At 42.2% G+C, this 18,288-nt stretch carries 19 protein-coding genes; 17 read left to right on the top strand and 2 right to left on the bottom strand.

What is annotated here, in order from left to right:
* Positions 1-27 precede the first annotated feature (27 nt).
* The 4 genes from MHB64_RS19580 to MHB64_RS19565 all read left to right on the top strand — a co-directional run bounded on the left by MHB64_RS19580 (position 28) and on the right by MHB64_RS19565 (position 3,848).
* The gene (locus MHB64_RS19580; protein ID WP_094869622.1) at positions 28-978 is read left to right on the top strand and encodes an ABC transporter permease; all 951 of its coding nucleotides are present in this window, start codon (positions 28-30) and stop codon (positions 976-978) included.
* Between the two features lie 15 nt (positions 979-993).
* A complete protein-coding gene (locus MHB64_RS19575) occupies positions 994-1,866 on the top strand; it encodes a carbohydrate ABC transporter permease (RefSeq protein ID WP_042129067.1) in 873 nt (290 codons plus the stop codon).
* A 212-nt stretch (positions 1,867-2,078) separates the two neighbouring features.
* Positions 2,079-3,431 carry a sodium-dependent transporter gene (locus MHB64_RS19570; RefSeq protein ID WP_280786435.1) on the top strand — a complete coding sequence of 451 codons (1,353 nt, stop codon included), beginning with the start codon at positions 2,079-2,081 and terminating at the stop codon, positions 3,429-3,431.
* 117 nt (positions 3,432-3,548) lie between these two features.
* Positions 3,549-3,848: a hypothetical protein gene (locus tag MHB64_RS19565; RefSeq protein ID WP_341135185.1), complete on the top strand. Its 300-nt coding sequence runs from the start codon at positions 3,549-3,551 to the stop codon at positions 3,846-3,848.
* A gap of 35 nt (positions 3,849-3,883) precedes the next feature.
* Here the strand turns inward: MHB64_RS19565 and MHB64_RS19560 are convergent, their stop codons facing one another.
* Positions 3,884-4,723, bottom strand: a complete 840-nt coding sequence (locus MHB64_RS19560; RefSeq protein ID WP_094869546.1) for a YitT family protein — start codon at positions 4,721-4,723, stop codon at positions 3,884-3,886.
* A gap of 247 nt (positions 4,724-4,970) precedes the next feature.
* Here MHB64_RS19560 and MHB64_RS19555 point away from each other — a divergent pair, with 247 nt between their 5' ends.
* From MHB64_RS19555 to MHB64_RS19495, 13 genes are all read left to right on the top strand, one after another.
* On the top strand, positions 4,971-6,584 hold the full coding sequence (locus MHB64_RS19555) for a helix-turn-helix domain-containing protein (protein ID WP_341135184.1): 1,614 nt from the start codon (positions 4,971-4,973) through the stop codon (positions 6,582-6,584).
* 101 nt (positions 6,585-6,685) lie between these two features.
* Positions 6,686-7,780 (top strand): ABC transporter substrate-binding protein, encoded by a 1,095-nt coding sequence (locus tag MHB64_RS19550; protein ID WP_341135183.1) that lies wholly within the window; start codon positions 6,686-6,688, stop codon positions 7,778-7,780.
* Positions 7,781-7,909: 129 nt separating this feature from the next.
* Complete coding sequence (locus MHB64_RS19545; RefSeq protein WP_341135182.1) at positions 7,910-8,395, top strand: DUF2199 domain-containing protein; 486 nt, start codon at positions 7,910-7,912, stop codon at positions 8,393-8,395.
* 322 nt (positions 8,396-8,717) lie between these two features.
* Positions 8,718-9,389 (top strand): GntR family transcriptional regulator, encoded by a 672-nt coding sequence (locus tag MHB64_RS19540; protein WP_341135181.1) that lies wholly within the window; start codon positions 8,718-8,720, stop codon positions 9,387-9,389.
* Between the two features lie 30 nt (positions 9,390-9,419).
* Entirely contained in the window at positions 9,420-10,571 is a 1,152-nt protein-coding gene (locus MHB64_RS19535) for an amidohydrolase (RefSeq protein ID WP_373455876.1), read from the top strand.
* Positions 10,572-10,617: 46 nt separating this feature from the next.
* On the top strand, positions 10,618-11,661 hold the full coding sequence (locus tag MHB64_RS19530) for a methionine ABC transporter ATP-binding protein (protein ID WP_341135180.1): 1,044 nt from the start codon (positions 10,618-10,620) through the stop codon (positions 11,659-11,661).
* The gene (locus tag MHB64_RS19525; protein WP_280786430.1) at positions 11,636-12,295 is read left to right on the top strand and encodes a methionine ABC transporter permease; all 660 of its coding nucleotides are present in this window, start codon (positions 11,636-11,638) and stop codon (positions 12,293-12,295) included. Before MHB64_RS19530 ends, MHB64_RS19525 begins: the two co-directional genes overlap by 26 nt.
* A gap of 31 nt (positions 12,296-12,326) precedes the next feature.
* Positions 12,327-13,346 (top strand): uroporphyrinogen decarboxylase family protein, encoded by a 1,020-nt coding sequence (locus tag MHB64_RS19520; RefSeq protein WP_094869554.1) that lies wholly within the window; start codon positions 12,327-12,329, stop codon positions 13,344-13,346.
* 11 nt (positions 13,347-13,357) lie between these two features.
* Positions 13,358-14,185, top strand: a complete 828-nt coding sequence (locus MHB64_RS19515) for a MetQ/NlpA family ABC transporter substrate-binding protein (protein ID WP_341135179.1) — start codon at positions 13,358-13,360, stop codon at positions 14,183-14,185.
* An 18-nt stretch (positions 14,186-14,203) separates the two neighbouring features.
* Positions 14,204-15,010, top strand: coding sequence for a pyrroline-5-carboxylate reductase family protein (locus MHB64_RS19510; protein ID WP_094869556.1), 807 nt, complete (start codon positions 14,204-14,206; stop codon positions 15,008-15,010).
* A gap of 2 nt (positions 15,011-15,012) precedes the next feature.
* Complete coding sequence (locus MHB64_RS19505) at positions 15,013-15,777, top strand: VOC family protein (RefSeq protein WP_094869557.1); 765 nt, start codon at positions 15,013-15,015, stop codon at positions 15,775-15,777.
* A 262-nt stretch (positions 15,778-16,039) separates the two neighbouring features.
* On the top strand, positions 16,040-17,032 hold the full coding sequence (locus tag MHB64_RS19500) for a hypothetical protein (protein ID WP_341135178.1): 993 nt from the start codon (positions 16,040-16,042) through the stop codon (positions 17,030-17,032).
* A gap of 15 nt (positions 17,033-17,047) precedes the next feature.
* Positions 17,048-17,308 carry a helix-turn-helix domain-containing protein gene (locus MHB64_RS19495; RefSeq protein ID WP_341135177.1) on the top strand — a complete coding sequence of 87 codons (261 nt, stop codon included), beginning with the start codon at positions 17,048-17,050 and terminating at the stop codon, positions 17,306-17,308.
* A gap of 30 nt (positions 17,309-17,338) precedes the next feature.
* On the opposite strand, the gene MHB64_RS19490 is transcribed toward MHB64_RS19495, so the two are convergent.
* On the bottom strand, positions 17,339-18,247 hold the full coding sequence (locus MHB64_RS19490; RefSeq protein ID WP_280786426.1) for a LysR family transcriptional regulator: 909 nt from the start codon (positions 18,245-18,247) through the stop codon (positions 17,339-17,341).
* Positions 18,248-18,288 lie beyond the last annotated feature (41 nt).

Raw genomic sequence — 18,288 nt, 5'->3', positions numbered from 1 at the left:
GAACAGGAGAGAGCTATGGAGGCTAATATGGAGGTTAACTCGATACCACAGGCGAGCCTAGAAAGTCAGCCGAGTAAAAAAAGAAAAAAACGCTTTAATCAACCATGGATTCTCCATTTTATGGTGTTGCCAGCGGCAATCATGGTTTTTATTTTTTCTTATATTCCGATGTCCGGAATTCTTATGGCATTTCAAGACTATAAACCTGCACTAGGTTTTTTTGATTCCGAGTGGGTCGGACTTAAGCATTTCAGGTACATGTGGGAGAATGATTATTTCCTGTCCATTACGTGGAATACGTTATTTTTTGCTTGCTCCAAAATTGTTTTGAACTTGATTATTCCGTTTATCTTCGCCTTATTGCTTAATGAGGTAAGAAGAATGGGCCTTAAAAGAACGATTCAAACACTCGTTTATCTTCCGCACTTTCTGTCTTGGGTTACACTTTCAGGGATTCTTATTGATATCCTTGCTCAGACAGGTATTGTCAATCAATTCCTCACATCTGTATTCGGCATCAAGCCGATTTTCTTCCTAGGAGACGGCAACTGGTTCAGGTTCACTATCATTGCTAGTGATGTTTGGAAAGAGTTTGGTTTCAATACGATTATCTTTTTAGCGGCACTTTCGGGTATCAATCCATCACTTTATGAAGCTGCTGAAGTGGATGGGGCGGGGCGTTGGAAACAAACGATGTATATCACAATTCCTGCGTTAATCCCAATCGCTATCGTAATCGCCACCTTGGCACTGGGTAATGTGCTCAACGCAAACTTTGACCAGATATTTAACTTGTACAGTCCATTGATCTATCAGCAGGGAGATATCATTGATACTTTCGTGTATAGAGAAGGTCTGCTAAGCGGACAGTTCAGTTTCGCAACCGCAGTTAATCTATTCAAATCGTTAATTAGCTTAGTCTTAATCGTAGTCTCTTACCGACTTGCTTATAGATTTGCAGGGTACAGAATTTTCTAGAAAGGATGACAACTGATGTACCATAAAACAATTCCATATCGAATATTCAGTATTATCAATAATGTATGCTTGACTATCCTTTCCGTGCTCTGCCTGCTACCTTTGTACCACTTACTCATGGTATCTCTTAGTGCATCCGCACCTGCTAATGCTGGATTAGTCACATTCTGGCCGATTGGCTTTACCTTTGAAGCCTATGCAAAGACGTTTAATAATGTCAATTTCCTTAACTCCTTGTGGGTGTCTGTGGAACGGACAGTACTCGGAACAGGACTTGCGCTGGTGGTAAATACGGTTGCAGCTTATGCGCTGTCTAAGGAAACAAGAGTCTTTCGGGCAAGAAACGTTTATCTTTGGTATTTTGTTGTCACCATGCTGTTCAGCGGTGGTCTGATACCGGGTTACATTCTAATTCTGAAGCTTGGTCTTATGAATTCATTGATGGCACTTATTCTTCCTGGATTAGTTGCTGTATTTAACATCATTTTGCTTCTGAATTTCTTCCGTACCGTACCTAAAGATCTTGAGGAAGCAGCTTTTATTGATGGGGCAGGACACTTTCAGACCTTTGTAAAAATATATTTACCGGTCTCCTTACCTGTTATTGCAACCGTCTCTCTATTCCTTATGGTAGGACACTGGAACGCATACTTTGACGGTATTATTTATATCAGAGATGCAGACAAGCTTCCGTTAGCAACGTTTATGCAGACGATTATCGTTCAGGCAGATATGTCTAAGCTTGATCCGGCAGCCGTTGCTAATTTATCACAACGAACCATCCGGGCCTCGCAGATTTTCATAAGTGCTTTGCCAATTCTATTGGTTTATCCTTTCCTGCAACGTTTCTTTGTAACTGGGATTGTGGTTGGTGCTGTAAAAGAATAATCGCTTTGTAGAAAAAGAATTTGAAGAAGGAGCTACATGTTCTAGTCCATGACTAGAACATGTAGCTCTTTTTTTATTGCGATGAATTTCATGACTGAATTGGATAATTATTGAAAATACTAAAAACATTCAGAAAATTTTCATATGACGATCATGCTAACATAGGCTATAATGAGGTCTAAAAAAGAAAAAAAAGAAAACGGGGCATAAGAATGAATCAATTTAAAGGTGAAAAAAATCTTCTCTCAGAGAAGAAGGAGCGTTTCTCTTCCGCCGGCTTTATTTTCGCAGCCATCGGGAGCTCAGTAGGACTGGGGAACATGTGGAAATTTCCGTATATTACTGGTGAAAATGGGGGAGCGGCTTTCTTCCTACTCTTCATTGTATGTTTGGTGTTGATCGGTTTACCCGTATTGCTGGCAGAGTTGGCCATCGGTCGTAGCGGACGTGGAAGCGCGGCTACTGCATTTGTACGAGCCGGAGGCGGGAAGAACTGGATGGCAGTCGGCTTTCTGCAAGTCCTTGCACCATTTTTAATTCTTTCCTTTTATATCATTGTTGCAGGATGGACGTTGAACTACGCAATGATTGCCTTCAATGGACAATTGTTCAGTTCCAGTAATTATGCAGGTGAATTCAACTCCTTTATATCTGGACCTATGCCAATGGTTTGGCAGGGGATAGCAATCCTTATAACGGCGGGTGTTGTTATTCTTGGAGTATCAGGCGGGATTGAGAAATTTAATAAGGTATTGATTCCTGGTCTGGTCGTTCTCTTAATTGTATTAATGATTCGCGCAGTAACCTTACCAGGTGCAAACGAAGGAGTAGCCTTTTTCTTAAAACCAGACTTTTCGGTACTGAATGCAGAATCTGCGCTAGTCGCATTGGGACATGCCTTCTTTTCACTTTCGCTTGGGATGGGGATTCTCTTGACTTACGGCTCTTATGTGGATAAAAAACAGTCGCTAGGAACTGCTGCACTCGCAGTCGGAGCGGGAGATTTGTTATATGCGTTTATCGCAGGGTTAATTATTTTTCCGACGACATTCTCATTCGGCATTGCTCCTGATCAAGGTCCTTCGCTAATTTTCATTGCTTTGCCAGCAGCTTTCTCAGCAATGCCTTTTGGTGCATTCTTTGGTGGTTTGTTCTTTATCTTGCTGGCGATTGCCGCTTTAACATCTGCCGTATCTCTGCTTGAGGTGCCTGTATCTTTCGCGATGGAGCGCTGGAATTGGAGCCGGAAACGTTCAGTTTGGATTTTGTCATTAGTATGTTTCCTCCTCAGTATTCCTTCGGCGATGTCACTGGGAATGGTTCCTGAGTTATCGTTTGGCGGCAAAGCTTTGTTTGATTGGGTGGATTTTGTCACTTCTAACATTATGTTGCCACTAGGCGGTCTGCTTGTTACCATCTTTGCCGGTTATTTCTGGAAAGGGGCAGCAGAAGCGGCTGGACTTAAAGCAGGTTGGTTCCGCGTTTGGTTGTTTATGCTCCGGTATGTTGCGCCGATTCTGGTGTTCTTGGTGTTGCTTCATACTTCGGGGATTCTTTCTTTCTAAATTAACACTGTCAGTCTAGCTAGTGAACGGTAAAAAAGCTCTACGGTCCTTTCGGTCGTAGGGCTTTTTTTGATTCTCGGTAATGATCGTAATAAGTCTTGGCATTTGAAAAATGCAATGATTGCGATAGAGGTAAATAAGGTATCGGTAGAGCCTATGATGTTACTTGCGGGTTTAGATCGTCGGGAGGGTAGCGACGGGGTGATAAATACCGATGCGCTTAAGCTTGCCAGCTTCAAATCTGCTAACCTGTTCAACCAGTCTTTTATCTCTGCCCCGGGATTTTTGGTTAAAGCTAAATCATTGCTTTCCCGCAAAGCCAATTATTATTATGTTTATCACTACATAAAGAACAAGTCAGAGGTGCTTTCCAAGGCGCTTCTCAATGGGGAACTGCCAGCAGTTTTTTTGAATTGACAATTCCTAAATGTCGTAATAACTATCCGCTATGCTTACTTTGATAACTCTACAAAACCTTCTCCAAACACATCTCTAACATCATGAATGGTGAGGAAGGCGTCCTTATCCGCATTTTCAACGATTTTCTTAAGGGTGGACACTTCCTGTTTGCTAATGACAATGTAGAGCACTTCTTTGGGCTTTTGGCTGTAGTAACCTTTTCCTTGCAGAACGGTCACACCTCTGTCCATGATCAAGTTGACCTGTTCGGCGATTTTGTCCTGCTGCATGGAGATAATAGTGACTGCTTTTTTAGGGTTCAGTCCTTCAATAATAAAGTCCATCACTTTAGTACCGACATAGAGCATAATGATGGTTAACATAAGCTTCTCAGTCCCGATAATGAAGAACGAAGAGAATACAACAATCAAATCAAAAAATAGGAGCGCGTAGCTGATATTCCAATGGAGATATTTATTGGCTATCTTGGCGAGAATGGTTGTACCTGCGGTACTGCCGCCAACCCGGATGATCAGCCCAATGCCTGTTCCGACAAGTATGCCTCCGAATATCGCATTTACAATCATTTCATCAGATTGAATATTCCAATTGTGGGTAAGGTGTAAAAATACGGAATTAAGCAATACGGCAATAATTGTATAAATAATCATCTTCTTATCCAGGAATCGATATCCAAAAATCAGCAATAAAGCATTCACTATTAAGTTGACTAGACTGGGAGACCATTGAAATAAATAATAAAAAATAATGGAAACCCCTGTAACTCCACCCTCACCAAGTTCATTAGGAATTACAAATACGTTGACTGCTAAGGCAAACAGGAATGCTCCAAGCACTAAGTAAAATAAATCATGAGTTAGTTTCTTTACCATCGTTACCATCCTTACATTATGCAATAATCAAAACACTATATCTCATATGGGTGAGCTTAGGCAATCTCTTTTTTTCGAAGACTATGAACGCATAGAAGTTTAAAGAACTCTGGTAGATTATGAATATGCAAGATTTTGTATAATGGATAAGCCGCTTATGTTTGACAATGATAATCATTATCTATTAAAATTTTCACTATACTATAATGCTTTTTCATATAGAAGCCAAAAGCCAGGGAGATGCAAAATGGACCAATTTTCAGACAACATTGGCAGGCTGGAAGAAGATAATCCGCTAGGACGTGTATGGTTCCGTATCCGGGACTGCTTCCGGGATACAGAAGGCAGCAGCTACAATCGTCTGTTGTATACGACGGCTCCTGCCCATGCGCTCATTGCCACTGCCGGTCCGTCAGGTCATATTGTCATTGACGGCCATCTGTATCCATTTGATTCTCAGACGGTCTATTTCATTCTTCCCGGTCAGCGTGTTGAGGTGTCGTTCGATTCGTTTGGCGACCGGCTGTTATACAATATTCAATTTGACCTCATCGGCACTGATGCAGATTGTACGCTGACCGAGCGATGGATAGCCAATCGAAGAAGCTTGAAAGCTGTAGCTGACACTGTTGTGGAGACGCTGTGTGAGAAGATTGTTATTCACTGGAATACAGGTGATCCAGCAGATCGGTTAGCCAGCCAGTCTGGTTTCCAAGAGCTTTTGCACCTACTGCTTAAAAGGCGCAGTTCTAATGAAGGCGCACTAGAGAGAACAAGATTACATATGGATCAACATTACCGCGATACAGTTACTATCGAAAGCTTGGCCGAGATGGTCGGGATGAGCCGATACTATTTTATGAGGATGTTTAAGGAAAGGTTTGGTCAAAGCGCGATAGACTACTTGACAGAGCTTCGTACAAACGAGGCTAAAAGATTGCTGGAAGCGGGTTGCCCGTTAGCCACTGTGGCTGAGGCGGTCGGCTATAAGGACCCGATGTATTTCAGCAGCCAGTTCAAGAAACAGGTCGGCATTCCTCCGCGAATCTATATTAAGAACCGCAAAACTAAGATCGCTGCTTACAGTTGGCCCAATATTGGGCATTTACTAACGCTGCGGATGATACCATACGCCGCTCCAATAGATCAGAATTGGACAGATGATTACAGGCGGAAATACCGCTACGATATAAAAGTACCACTGAGCCATGACTACGACTTCAATCGGCTGGCGCTTCAGCAGGCTCGCCCGGATAAGATTATCGCGTTGGATGAAATGATTCCGGAAGAAGAGAAGGAGAGGTTGCGGAAGATTGCCCCTTCGTTGTTCTTAGGGTGGCACCGAGAAGATTGGCGAAGTCATTTGCAAAGCGTTGCTGGTTTCCTTGACCGGGAGAAGGAGGGGGAAAGCTGGCTTTCCCGTTATGATGAGCAGGTGGAAGCCGTTCGCAGAAATGTCTCCGGCTGTTTCCGGAAAGGCAAGATGTTAATCTTCAATATTTCGCACCGCGGAATTCAGCTCTGGGGGAGACGAGCCGGTACGGTGCTGTATGATGATCTGCAATTTCAATACGCGCAAGGCGTTGAGCATATTGAATTCACAGAATATGTGGAGGCTGAGCGTCTGATGACATTTGATGCAGATATCATCTTGATTAGCGTTACGAAAGACCACCAGTCCCAAACAGAATGGGAGCGGCTGCAACGAACGGAGCCGTGGATTAAACTGAAGGCTGTTCAGAACGGTAATGTGTATCTTACCTCTGGGCACAAATGGCTTCAAGAGCCGATTTTGGAATACACAGCCAATCGACATGAACAATTACTTCAGGAATTAAATTTGTTATTTCGTGTCCTCTAAGGCACAAAAGATGGCATCATCTCCTATTCTCTAATTGAGGGATTATTATTATAATAATCTATGATAATGATTCTCAATATCGGTAACTCAAGGAGGAAGTCATGTTTCAACTACAAAAAGCCGAATTTATTGGCTGGAATTTAAAAAGGGGTTCAAGAAGCTTTAAAAAAATTACAGGGGGAATGGCCCTGCTGCTGCTTTTGCTGATCGTTAGTGCTTGTGGAAATAGCAACGGTTCAAATGGAGGGGCGAATGCAGCACCAACTGCTGCGCCTTCGACTAGTCCAGGATCTGCAGTTAATTCGTCGGCGGCTGTGCCAGCAGAAGAAAACGAGACGCAAACGGTCATAGATGCCTATGGGGAGACAAAGGTACCCTTGCATCCGAAGCGCATTGTTGTAATCGGGCTGGAAGATGTTCTGCTGTCGCTTGAAGCACCACTTGTTTACGCTTATGGATTCGATGGATATTACCTCGAAGACCAATTAAAAAAGAAGAACATTATGTTATCCGGCAGTGCGGATACCAATCCAAATCTGGAAGCAATTCTAGCAGCTCAGCCGGATTTGATTATACTCCAAAAATACTTCACGGATGAGAACGGATATGCGGAGTTGAATAAAATCGCTCCGACGATTGCTTATACCCCAGATAATTGGGTCTCGACGATCACCGAGCTGGGTAAAGTATTGGGCCTACAGGATAAAGCGCAAAAGGTTGTTGATGATTACAACGGCAAACTGAAAACAACCAAGGAAGCGATTGTCTCAGCGGTAGGTCCCGATAAAACGGTTGTATTTATGCGTCCGTCTGAAAAGGATTTACAGGTGTTTTTCCCAAGCTTTGCACCATTGATTTACGATAAGCTGGGCTTGAAACCGGATGACAGCATTGCTGAATTCCAGAAGGAATCGCCGGACGATTGGGGCATAAATACCTCACTGGAGAAATTACCATCGATCAAAGCGGATTACGTCTTTGCCATCTATGGAGGGTCAATCGATACGGAGAAAGCTTTATCCAAAGAAAAAGAAGCATCCACAGGTCTGGAGAACCTTCAGGTATGGCAATCGATGCCGGCGGCTAAGTACAATCAGGTGTTTAATGTATCGGCCAGAACGTGGATGTCTTCTGGACCGATTGCTGAGGGAGAAGTCATGGACGAAGTGTTAGCTTCAATTACTGGGAAGCGGTAAGATTGAAAAAGCGTTTTTTTAGATCAGGGCGCTTGTCATGCGGCCTGATTTTTTTGAGCTTGTAGTGTTAATTTAATAGTATAATAAAGCGACAATAGCTAGGAACAGATTAGACTAAGGAGCAGAAACATGAAATGTCCTCACTGCAACAACGAATTGAATGAACTCCCACTATGTTATGGAATTGAAGCACCACAATATTTTTACACGGTGCCAGAAGAGAAAAGAACAGAACTAACAGATGATTTTTGTGTCATTGATGAACAACATTTCTTTATTAGAGGACATATCGAAATACCGATCATTGATAGTCGTGAGAAGTTTATTTGGAGTGTTTGGGCATCCCTGAGCGCAGAGAACTTCTTGAAATCTAATGAATTATTACTTGTTGAAGGAAGAGAAGAGGAAGAGCCTTATTTTGGTTGGTTATCGACCGAGCTTTCAATATATCCATTAACAACCTTGTCTTTAAAGACAAGGGTACATACACAGGAAGTTGGTGCTGTTCCATTAATCGAATTAGAACAAACGGATCATCCACTTGCAGTTGAACAACGAGAAGGAATTTCTATTGAGAGAGTGAAGGAAATTGCCCATCTAATCAATCATGGTTAATTTTAGTGGGAAATGGCATTGGGAAAAGTAAAATTGAAGCAAAGAAGGCGAATTCTCATTCATTGTTGAATGGAAATTCGCCTTTTCCTCAGCAGCCTCCCCACAGTAATTGTGGGATTTTTTGTGTTGGAAAAAAGAAGTAATGCTGATTTTAATTCCTACTTGACTAGGTGGAATAATTGGAATATAGTATAAAAAAGCTTGAATCTTATGGAAGAGATTGTATTTATGAACTAGGTCAAAACTAATAATTGTATACAATTATACAAATATATTGTTGAGGTTTTTGCCCGACAGATTATCGATGAGGAGCTACATAGATATGGCGATACGATCACGGAGGTTGTCAAAGGATAATACCTATGATGCATTAAAGCAAAAAATTATTGATAGTGAATTAGAGCCGAATCAACCTGTGCATGAAGAAAATTTGGCGGCGTTGCTAGGCGTTAGTCGTACTCCACTAAGAGAGGCCATACAGAGATTGGAGAACGAGGATTTTCTCATTCGACAGCCAAATGGAAGACTGCGGGTAGCTTCTGTAACACTCAAAGAGGTTGAAGAAATATTCCAAATTCGCAGCATGCTTGAAGGCTATATCGCAAGAAATGCAGCTAAGCATGCAACAGAGAAGGATATTGTTAATTTAACGACGATGATTACAAAAATGAAGCACTCCTTCCAACTTGGCGACAATCAGAATTTTGTAACCTATGGATTTGAGTTCCATGATTATTTATCAGAAATCAGTGAACTAAAAACATTCGAGAAAGTTCTGAATCAATTAAGAGATCATTCCCTTCGCTATTGTCGATTCGTTTCCATGCATGGAGATTGGAATACACAGGCGGATGAAGAACATGATCTTATCTTGCAAATGATCGCTGACCACAATGAAGAAGGCGCTGAAAAAGCAATGCGAGATCATATTTTAAGCAGTCTAGCTACTGCACTTGACCGGATTAAAGGCATTGAAGACAAGCTGGAAGCGTAAAGAAAGGGGAGCACTTTACTGATGAATATACTGAATGAGGTTGACCAAGCCTTAGAGAATCAATTAATTGATGTTCGAAGAAACCTGCATAGAGAGCCTGAATTAGCTTATGAAGAGTTTAAGACCACAGAGAAATTACGAGAATGGCTGACACATGCCAATATTCATATTCTAGACCTCCCTTTACAAACGGGACTTATTGCGGAGATCGGGCAAGGTAACGGACCTGTTGTAGCCATTCGCTGTGATATTGATGCACTTCCGATAGAGGAACAGACTGGATTACCTTTTGCTTCTGAGATTTCTGGAAAAATGCACGCTTGTGGGCACGATTTTCACACGGCTACGATTCTAGGAGCTGCCCTATTGTTAAAGGCACGTGAAAGTGAATTGCCTGGCAAGGTTAGAGTATTGTTCCAACCAGCAGAAGAAACAGGGCATGGGGCAGAGAGCGTCTTAGCATCAGGCGGACTCAAGGGTGTAGACGCTATATTTGGTCTACATAATTCACCAGACCTGCCTACAGGAGCTTTTGGAACAAGAACAGGAGCTTTAACAGCAGGTGTTGATCGGTTTGAAATTACGATAAAAGGTGTCGGTGCTCATGCGGCTACTCCGGAAAAAGGTGTGGATAGCATTGTAACTGCGGCTCAAATCATTACTTCGCTGCAAACTATCGTAAGCCGCCAAAACAGTACCACAGAACCGGTGGTGTTAAGTGTCACCAGAATTAATGGGGGCTTTACATGGAATGTTTTACCAGAAAAAGTGGAATTAGAAGGTACTGTGCGAACTTACAATGAAGAGATTCGTCACCAGATTCCAATCCAAATGAACCGCATCATCGAAGGAATTGCTGCAGCTGCTGGGGCAGAGGCTAAGCTGCATTGGTATCCAGGACCACCAGCAACGATAAATCATGGCGAATGGGCTGACTTTACCAAAGAGGTCGCTTCAGATGCCGGATATATAGTACATGATATCCCTCCGCAAATGGGCGGAGAAGATTTCTCTTTTTATTTACAACAGATCCCGGGTGCTTTTGTAAATATAGGGTCAGGCCCAGCCTATGCTTTGCATCACCCTCGGTTCGATGTGGATGAGGCTGCGATGTTACCCGCTGCGAAGTACTTCGCTTTATTGGCAGAACAAGCGCTGGTGAAGCTACAAGTCAAAGCTTAATTAATCTCCTAGACCTAAATCCTAAAGATGATTGAGAGGAATATATATGATTGAACTAAAGCAGGTTTCCAAAACGTTCACTCGGAAAGGGATCACGATTGATGCTCTTAAAGGGATCGATTTAAAGGTCGATAAAGGCGATATCTTTGGAGTTATCGGCTATAGTGGTGCGGGGAAAAGTACATTAATTCGTTTAGTCAATTATTTGGAAAGACCTACAGAAGGTCAGGTTTTCGTTGCTGGGCGTGATTTAGGAACCTATAACGATAAAGAGTTAAGAGCGGCTAAGAAGAATATCGGCATGATTTTTCAACATTTTAATTTATTAGAATCTAAAAAAGTATTTGATAATGTAGCAATTCCTCTAGTTCTCTTAAAAAAGAATAAGAATGAAATCCGCCAGCGTGTACAAGAGTTGCTAGAGTTTGTTGGATTAAGTGACAAAGCGGGGAGCTATCCTAGTGAATTGTCAGGTGGACAGAAGCAGCGTGTCGGAATTGCCAGAGCGCTTGCCTCGAATCCCTCCATCCTATTATGTGATGAAGCGACTTCTGCCTTAGATCCACAGACAACACATTCTATTTTACAGCTATTAAAAAAAATCAATGCGGAGTACAACATTACAGTGATGATCATTACACATGAAATGTCTGTCATTCAAGAGGTTTGCAACAAAGTGGCGGTTATGGAAGAAGGACGGATTATTGAGCAAGGAAGCGTCCTAGATGTATTCGGTAGTCCCAAGCATATGACGACACAAAATTTTGTGAAGACGGTTATTCAAAATAGCATTACACCAAGCGTGCAAAAATCCATCAAAACAGAGCCTGGAAGTGTAATCTATAAACTGAATTTTGTTGGAGAAAGCGCCTCTGAGCCAATCCTGTTCGAGATGATTCGCTCCTTCGATATGAGGGTCAATATTTTATTTGCGAATACGACGGAGATTCAGGAAACGACATTGGGAACAGTGATTATTCAATGTAATGGAGATCCAGCGGAAATTCACAATGCGTTATCTTTCTTAAAACGTCATGGAGTCGGTGTAGAGGAGGTAGAATCAAATGTTTTCGACCACATTAACAAGTGATCAATTTCTGCAGGCGATTATGGAAACCATTCAGATGGTTGGCGTCTCCTTGTTTGTGGGTTCTTTGATAGGGATACCCTTTGGGATATTGCTTGTAATCACTCGTCCAGGCGGGGTTTTGGAGAACAAAGCGCTGTACGCCATACTGAATCCGATCATCAACATTATACGCTCTCTGCCTTTTATTATTTTACTTGTGGCAATTGTACCCTTCACTCGTTTGATTGTTCATACTTCGATTGGGACAAGCGCAGCGATCGTACCCTTAATTATCTACATCGCACCTTATATCGGACGTTTAGTAGAGAACTCCTTGCTTGAAGTAAACCCGGGAATACTTGAAGCCGCTGAGGCAATGGGAGCTACACCGTTTCAAGTGATATGGTACTTTTTGTTGCCAGAAGCGGTTGGATCATTAATTTTGTCTTTGACCACAGCGACGATCGGGTTGATCGGTGCAACTGCAATGGCTGGAACGGTAGGGGGCGGCGGGGTCGGAGACTTGGCGATTGTATATGGATACCAACGTTTTGATACGGTTGTCGTCGTAGCCACAGTGGTTATTCTCATTATTTTAGTACAAGGCATTCAATCTTTAGGCAACACCCTAGCAAGAAAAATTCGCCGTTATTAGTCATTACATATTCCAGGAGGGAGTTTGGCAGATGAGTGAATGGAGCAAGCAAGAACGATTTAAAGCGATATTATCTGGAGAAAAGGCAGATCGCCCAATTGTAAGTGGTTGGCGGCATTTTATCGACAAAGAACAAATGGCAGATGATTTAGCGCAAACTACGATTTCTTTTACAAAACAATATGATTGGGACTGGGTCAAGATCAATCCTAGAGCAACTTATTTGGCGGAAGCTTGGGGGAATCAATATGATTTCTCGGACTATCAGACTGTATTTCCAAGGCAGCAAACAACAGCAATTCCAACAGCGGCTAATCTATGGGACCTCGAAGTCAAAAAGGCAATTCACACAGCTTCCTTGGTAGAACATTTAGATGCGGTTAGAAAAATACGTTTAGGTTTGCCTGATACCCCACTAATCCAAACGGTATTCTCTCCATTGACAGTATTGCTATTTATTGTTGGCCGTTCTGCTTATGTTACAAAAACAGTGTTTGGCATTGAGCACCCGGTAACTTTGGAATCCTTATTTAAGGAACACCGAGCGGCAGCGCACCATGCATTACATACGATTTCATTAACCTTAGCCGATTATGTACAAGAGCTGCAGCAAGCAGGTTCTGACGGTTTGTTCTACGCTGTGACGGGCACCGCTCACCCAGGATTATTTGATGAAGCCATGTTTGACGAGTTCTCCAGACCTTATGACTCTATTGTCTTAGAAGCTGCAAGCTACGGCAAAAACATTCTTCATACTTGTGGGGCCTATGCCCAGCCAGAGAAATTCAATGATTATCGAATTGATGGGATCAGCTGGGATACTGTAGCCGAGGGGAACCCTGGTTTAGAGGCGAATCTCAAAGCTACTAAAGTAGGTGGCGTCGATCATGGGTTGTTCGCTGTAAACGACATTGCACAAATCAAGCAGCAGGCTAAAGAAGCACTTACATTCATGAAAGACCAGCCATTTATCCTCTCGCCAAATTGCGCCATTCCACTAAATGTGACGGATGAAGCATTAGATCAATTAAAACAATCTGTATTTGAATAGGAGATGAAGTTATGAAAAAGTTAATGTTAGTGTTGATGATCGGGGTTCTAGCGGTGTTGACAGCATGCGGGAATAGTCAATCCGATAATTCAGGTGATAAGAAGAAGCTTGTCATTGGATTTGGTGTAGGAACCTATGAGGAGCAGTTCCGCCAATCGATTCTGCCGATCCTAGAGAAACAAGGCTATAGCGTTGAAATTAAGTCCTTTTCACAAAACATGCAGGTCAATCCTGCCATGAAGGAAGGCTCCATTGACGCAAGTATCTTCCAAAGCACAGCCTATATGGAGGCAATCAACAAAGAAATCAAAGCTGACATGGTAGGAATTTCCTATGCGCCTGGTGCACCACAAGGTCTTTACTCCGTAAATCATACTACACTTGACGATGTTAAAGATGGAACAACCGTAGCTGTTCCGAATGATCCGGTGAACCAAGAGCGTGCACTGCGTATTCTGGAGGAATTGGGTTGGATCAAAATTAAAGACGGCGCGGGTGTAGCTGATTTTAACATCAACAGCATGGAGCCGGACAAATATAATATTGATATTAAAATATTGGACCCTGCTCAAATCTTAGTTTCACTGCAAGATGTGGATTATGGCGTTGTAAACGGCAATTATATTGCTAATTCGGACAGGAAAATTACAGATGCTTTGAAGATCGAGAATACACCTATGGAACACAGAATTATCGTATCCGTTAATAAAAAGGATGAAAATGCGCAGTGGGCCAAGGACTTGAAAGCCGCTTATGAATCTAAAGAGTTTGAAGAATATATTCATGGAATAGAGAAATATAATGGTTTCATTCTGCCTGAAGCATGGGACAACAATTAATTAAGGAAGTGAATGTAAGTGACACAAGAAAAGATTCATTTTATTGGTGGAGGACAGATGGCAGAAGCGATCATTCGCGCATCTATTTCCAACAACACCCTGTCTATAGATCAAATTAGTGTATCTGACATTAACGAAGCCCGTCTTCAGTTTTTGAGTACCAAATACGGAATAGATACGAAGAGCTCACAGGAGCAAGGCCTATCTTCTGCAGATCTGATTGTGGTTGCGGTGCGACCACAAGATGATTTGACTACACTTGGACAAATCGTACAACAATTCGCTTCACCTACCGCAGTCATCGTATCGATTGTGGCAGGTGTGACGAATGTCCAATTAGCGGGTTATTTTGGAGCTGAGCGGTCCATTATCCGTGTCATTCCAAATACTTTGACGGATACAGGATACGGATACAGCGGTGTAGCGTTAAATGCTTACGCTAGCCGTGATCAAGTGGAGCCTTTCTTACTCGGATTTGGTAAGGTACAATATCTGGATGAGGCATTCATGGATATTTTCACTGGATTTGGTGTGGCTGGCCCCAACTATATTTATTTTTTCATTGAATCTTTTGTAGATGCAGGTGTGCTTGCCGGATTGCCGCGTGAGCAAGCCTGGAGTGTTGCACTTGAGAATATGATGGGATCTGTAGCTATGCTGCAGCAGACAGGGCTGCATCCAAGACAGCTGCTTGATATTAATAATTCACCTGGCGGAGTTGGGATGCATGGCTTGTACGAATTAAATAACAGTGATTTCGCAGCAGGTCTGCAAAGAAGTGTTCTGGCAGCTGTGAAGCGCACTACTGAGCTGGGAGTGAAGTAATCATGGCAACGGTGAAATGGGATCATTTGGTACATTACGTCAATGATCTGGCTAAACCGGTTGAAATCTTTGCAGAACATGGTTTGATTGCTTTTAAAGGAGGTTCTCATAAAGATTGGGGAACCTATAACACATTAAGTTATTTCGGGCTAACCTATCTCGAATTTCTAGGCATTGAGAATCTTGAGCTAGCAGAGGCAACTGAACATAATCTAGTGGTGAAAGACGCGGTAAAACTTCTCCCGGAGCATGAGGTCTTAAGCAGAGTAGTCATCCGGACGGATGATATTGAAGAAGTAGCGGCTTCCCTTAAGGCAGCGGGTTTATCACTATCTCCAATTATTGATGGGAAACGTCTGGATAACGAGGGAAGATTAATCGAGTGGCGCATGATGACTATCGGTGGTGACTTTCAAGGACTAGTCTATCCGTTCATCATTCAATGGAGCGGAACAGATGCAGAGAGGTTAGAGAGATTATTTTCGTCTGGAGTCATACAGCCTCATCCTGCTGGACCTGTCGAAATCGTGCGTGCTGTATTCCATGTCTCCGATCCTGCAGCTACCGCTAAACATTGGGGAACGTTGTTCGGACTACCTGTAACAGAGTCAGAGGACGATAGTTTCAGCCTTAAGATTGACGATAAGTCGTTAGCTTTCGTGCAAGGGAATGATAACCAGTTCAAACAGGTGGTTTTTGAGACGGATTCGTTAGTTCTAAAGGGGAAGACGATTCAGATTGGTGCCGGGGAGTATGTTTTTGTTTAAGGGTAATCATAAATACACTTATGATTTCTTGAATAAATCAAAAACCAGATCATTAAGCAATGTACGGAATTGCTTAATGATCTGGTTTTTTTTGCATGAATGGATATAATGACACCTTCTAAGAGCCCTTGACAATTAATGTAAAAGTGGTATGTTGTAAGTAGTAAGTGATAAGTAGTAAGTAGTAAGTAAATCAAAACGCTCACCATACGGAATAAATATCATCCAGTAAATACGAATTTATGGATAGGGGTGGATGGTTATGATGGATTTAAAATTAGCACCAAGTTTTGCATTGCTCGCGCTTAATGGACAGAGAAGTCTTCATATGACTACTGTTAAGAAAGTATCTTTACGCTGCATGGCCGCGGCGGTTGTATTGGAGCTTTACTTAGAGGGATGTTTATCACAATATGAGAACAAGATCACTTTGCCTAAAGCAAAACTTGATCCATCTCATTCAACACTTTATAGAGAAACGGTTCTACAACCCTTACTTCACAATAGCGCTGTTACGGAGGGTGACTTAAATTGGTGGTTAAAAAAGGCTTCGACAAAGTCTAACCATCAGTTAAAAAAATTCGAAACGGCGATTACAGATTATCTTAAGTCAATGAATTTACTTGAAGAAATCCCAAGCCTGTTAGGGAGCGACATGTATTTTGATTCTGCTGAAGTTGAAATTAAAGCATATCGCAGTAAAATGGAGGCGTACACAAGCATTACAGAGAATATACGGGCAGAGATTTTGGAAGAGGGATCAGTAACAGATGAAGTTATTTGTATGCTGTGGCTACTTCGTGAATGTGGATGTATGCATGATTACTTCTCGAAGAACGAACTTGAAAAGGTAAATATCAGATTTCATGATCTATATCAAAGTAACTTATGGGCAAAAACATTATTTCCAATCCAAATTCATCATGGAATTGAGTTAGGGATCAAACGGTTTCTAGAATTGAAGACAAAGTTTGTGAAGACGGATGTCGGTGGTAGTATTAATTTTATTTTCCCAGCCCTTGAGCGATCACAAGCTGTCTTTATAGAAACAGATTCTTGGTTTGATAATTCTAGTCAAAGACTAGACGCAGTGATTACAAGATTAATGTCGTGTGGACATGAAATTAAGGTGATAGAGAGAGGATCAATTGCGACCCTTAAAATTGATAATTTGTTATACGATGCGATCCCGCATTTTGTTATGATGAAAGTGCCAATTCAAGGTGTGCGTCTTGTTCCGAAGCGCCCGCTGTAAAGGAGTTGGTTATCCATGTCTAGACAACGTTCTATGGAGAATATTTTGGCTTCAGAGTATGTCTCTATAGGTGAATTGGTCAAAATCACAAATGCTCGTTATAGTACACTTAAACATTATACAGAAGAAGGCATGCTTCCCTTTGAACAGGCCGAGGAGAATTTAACACGCAGATATAAAAGAGAGGAAACCGTCGCACGTATTCTTTGGATCAAAGAGTTGAAAGCAGACGGTTTATCGATCCCACAAATGAAAGAAGCTTTAGGAATGAATTAAACATCGGGATTCCCGGTGTTTTTTGCTTTTTTAGTCAAAGAATTTAACATCCTCTGATAACTTCGCACCAATCATCCGAACGAAATGCTCAGCCGCAACAGACAGCTTTCGATCCCGTCGTACTGCAAAGCCTATACTGCGAGGTAACAACGGATCGTCTAGCTTCAGTTCATAAAGTATTCCACTATGAAGATCCTCTTGCACGAAAGAACGGCTAATAAAAGCTGCCCCATACCCTAATCTAGCGAACTCTGCTAGCAGTTCTATACTCCCCAATTCGATATCTGGGATTACCGATAATCCCTTAGTCGCAAACCATTGCTCAACAAATACTCTAGTGCTGCTCCCTTGAGAAAATAGGATTAAAGGAAGCTCTGACACTTCTCTCATGGTTAGTGAACGACTCGCTAATTCTTGATAGGCTTCTCCTACTACAAAACAATCCTCCAGCACAGCCAGCGTCTGTATATTTAGCAGTGGATCGTGAAGAGGCATATGGACAAAGGCGCAGTCGATCTCGCCATCTTTTAAACGCTTAGTGATGTCTGGCGTCTTCCCGTGAGAGAGACGGATTCGTATACCTGGGTATGTGCTATGGAAGGTGTTCAACTGCGGCAACAAAAGATGCTTGATCAGATAATCACTGGCTCCGATTCGTATTTCTCCCTCATTTAACTGCTTCAAGCTCTCCAGATGCTTCTGTGCTGAATCCAGCATGGAAAAGGATTGCTCCACATATTCGAATAGCGCTCGCCCTTCTTCTGTAAGCTCTACACCTTTGGACAGCCTGTGAAAAAGCTTCAGTCCTAAGGCTTCTTCCAATTGTTTAATGGCGTAACTCACAGAAGGCTGTGTAATATGCAGTTCCGTTGCAGCTTTTGTTAAATTACGATGACGTGCCGTTTGCCAGAAAATACGATACCATTCCAAGTTGAACATGTGGTATAGATCACCTCTATATCATTATGGTAAAAATCCAA

It is taken from the genome of Paenibacillus sp. FSL K6-2859 (genome assembly GCF_038008265.1).
Classification (GTDB): domain Bacteria; phylum Bacillota; class Bacilli; order Paenibacillales; family Paenibacillaceae; genus Paenibacillus_AQ; species Paenibacillus_AQ nitricinens.
This window is presented reverse-complemented; position numbering and strand designations above follow the sequence as displayed.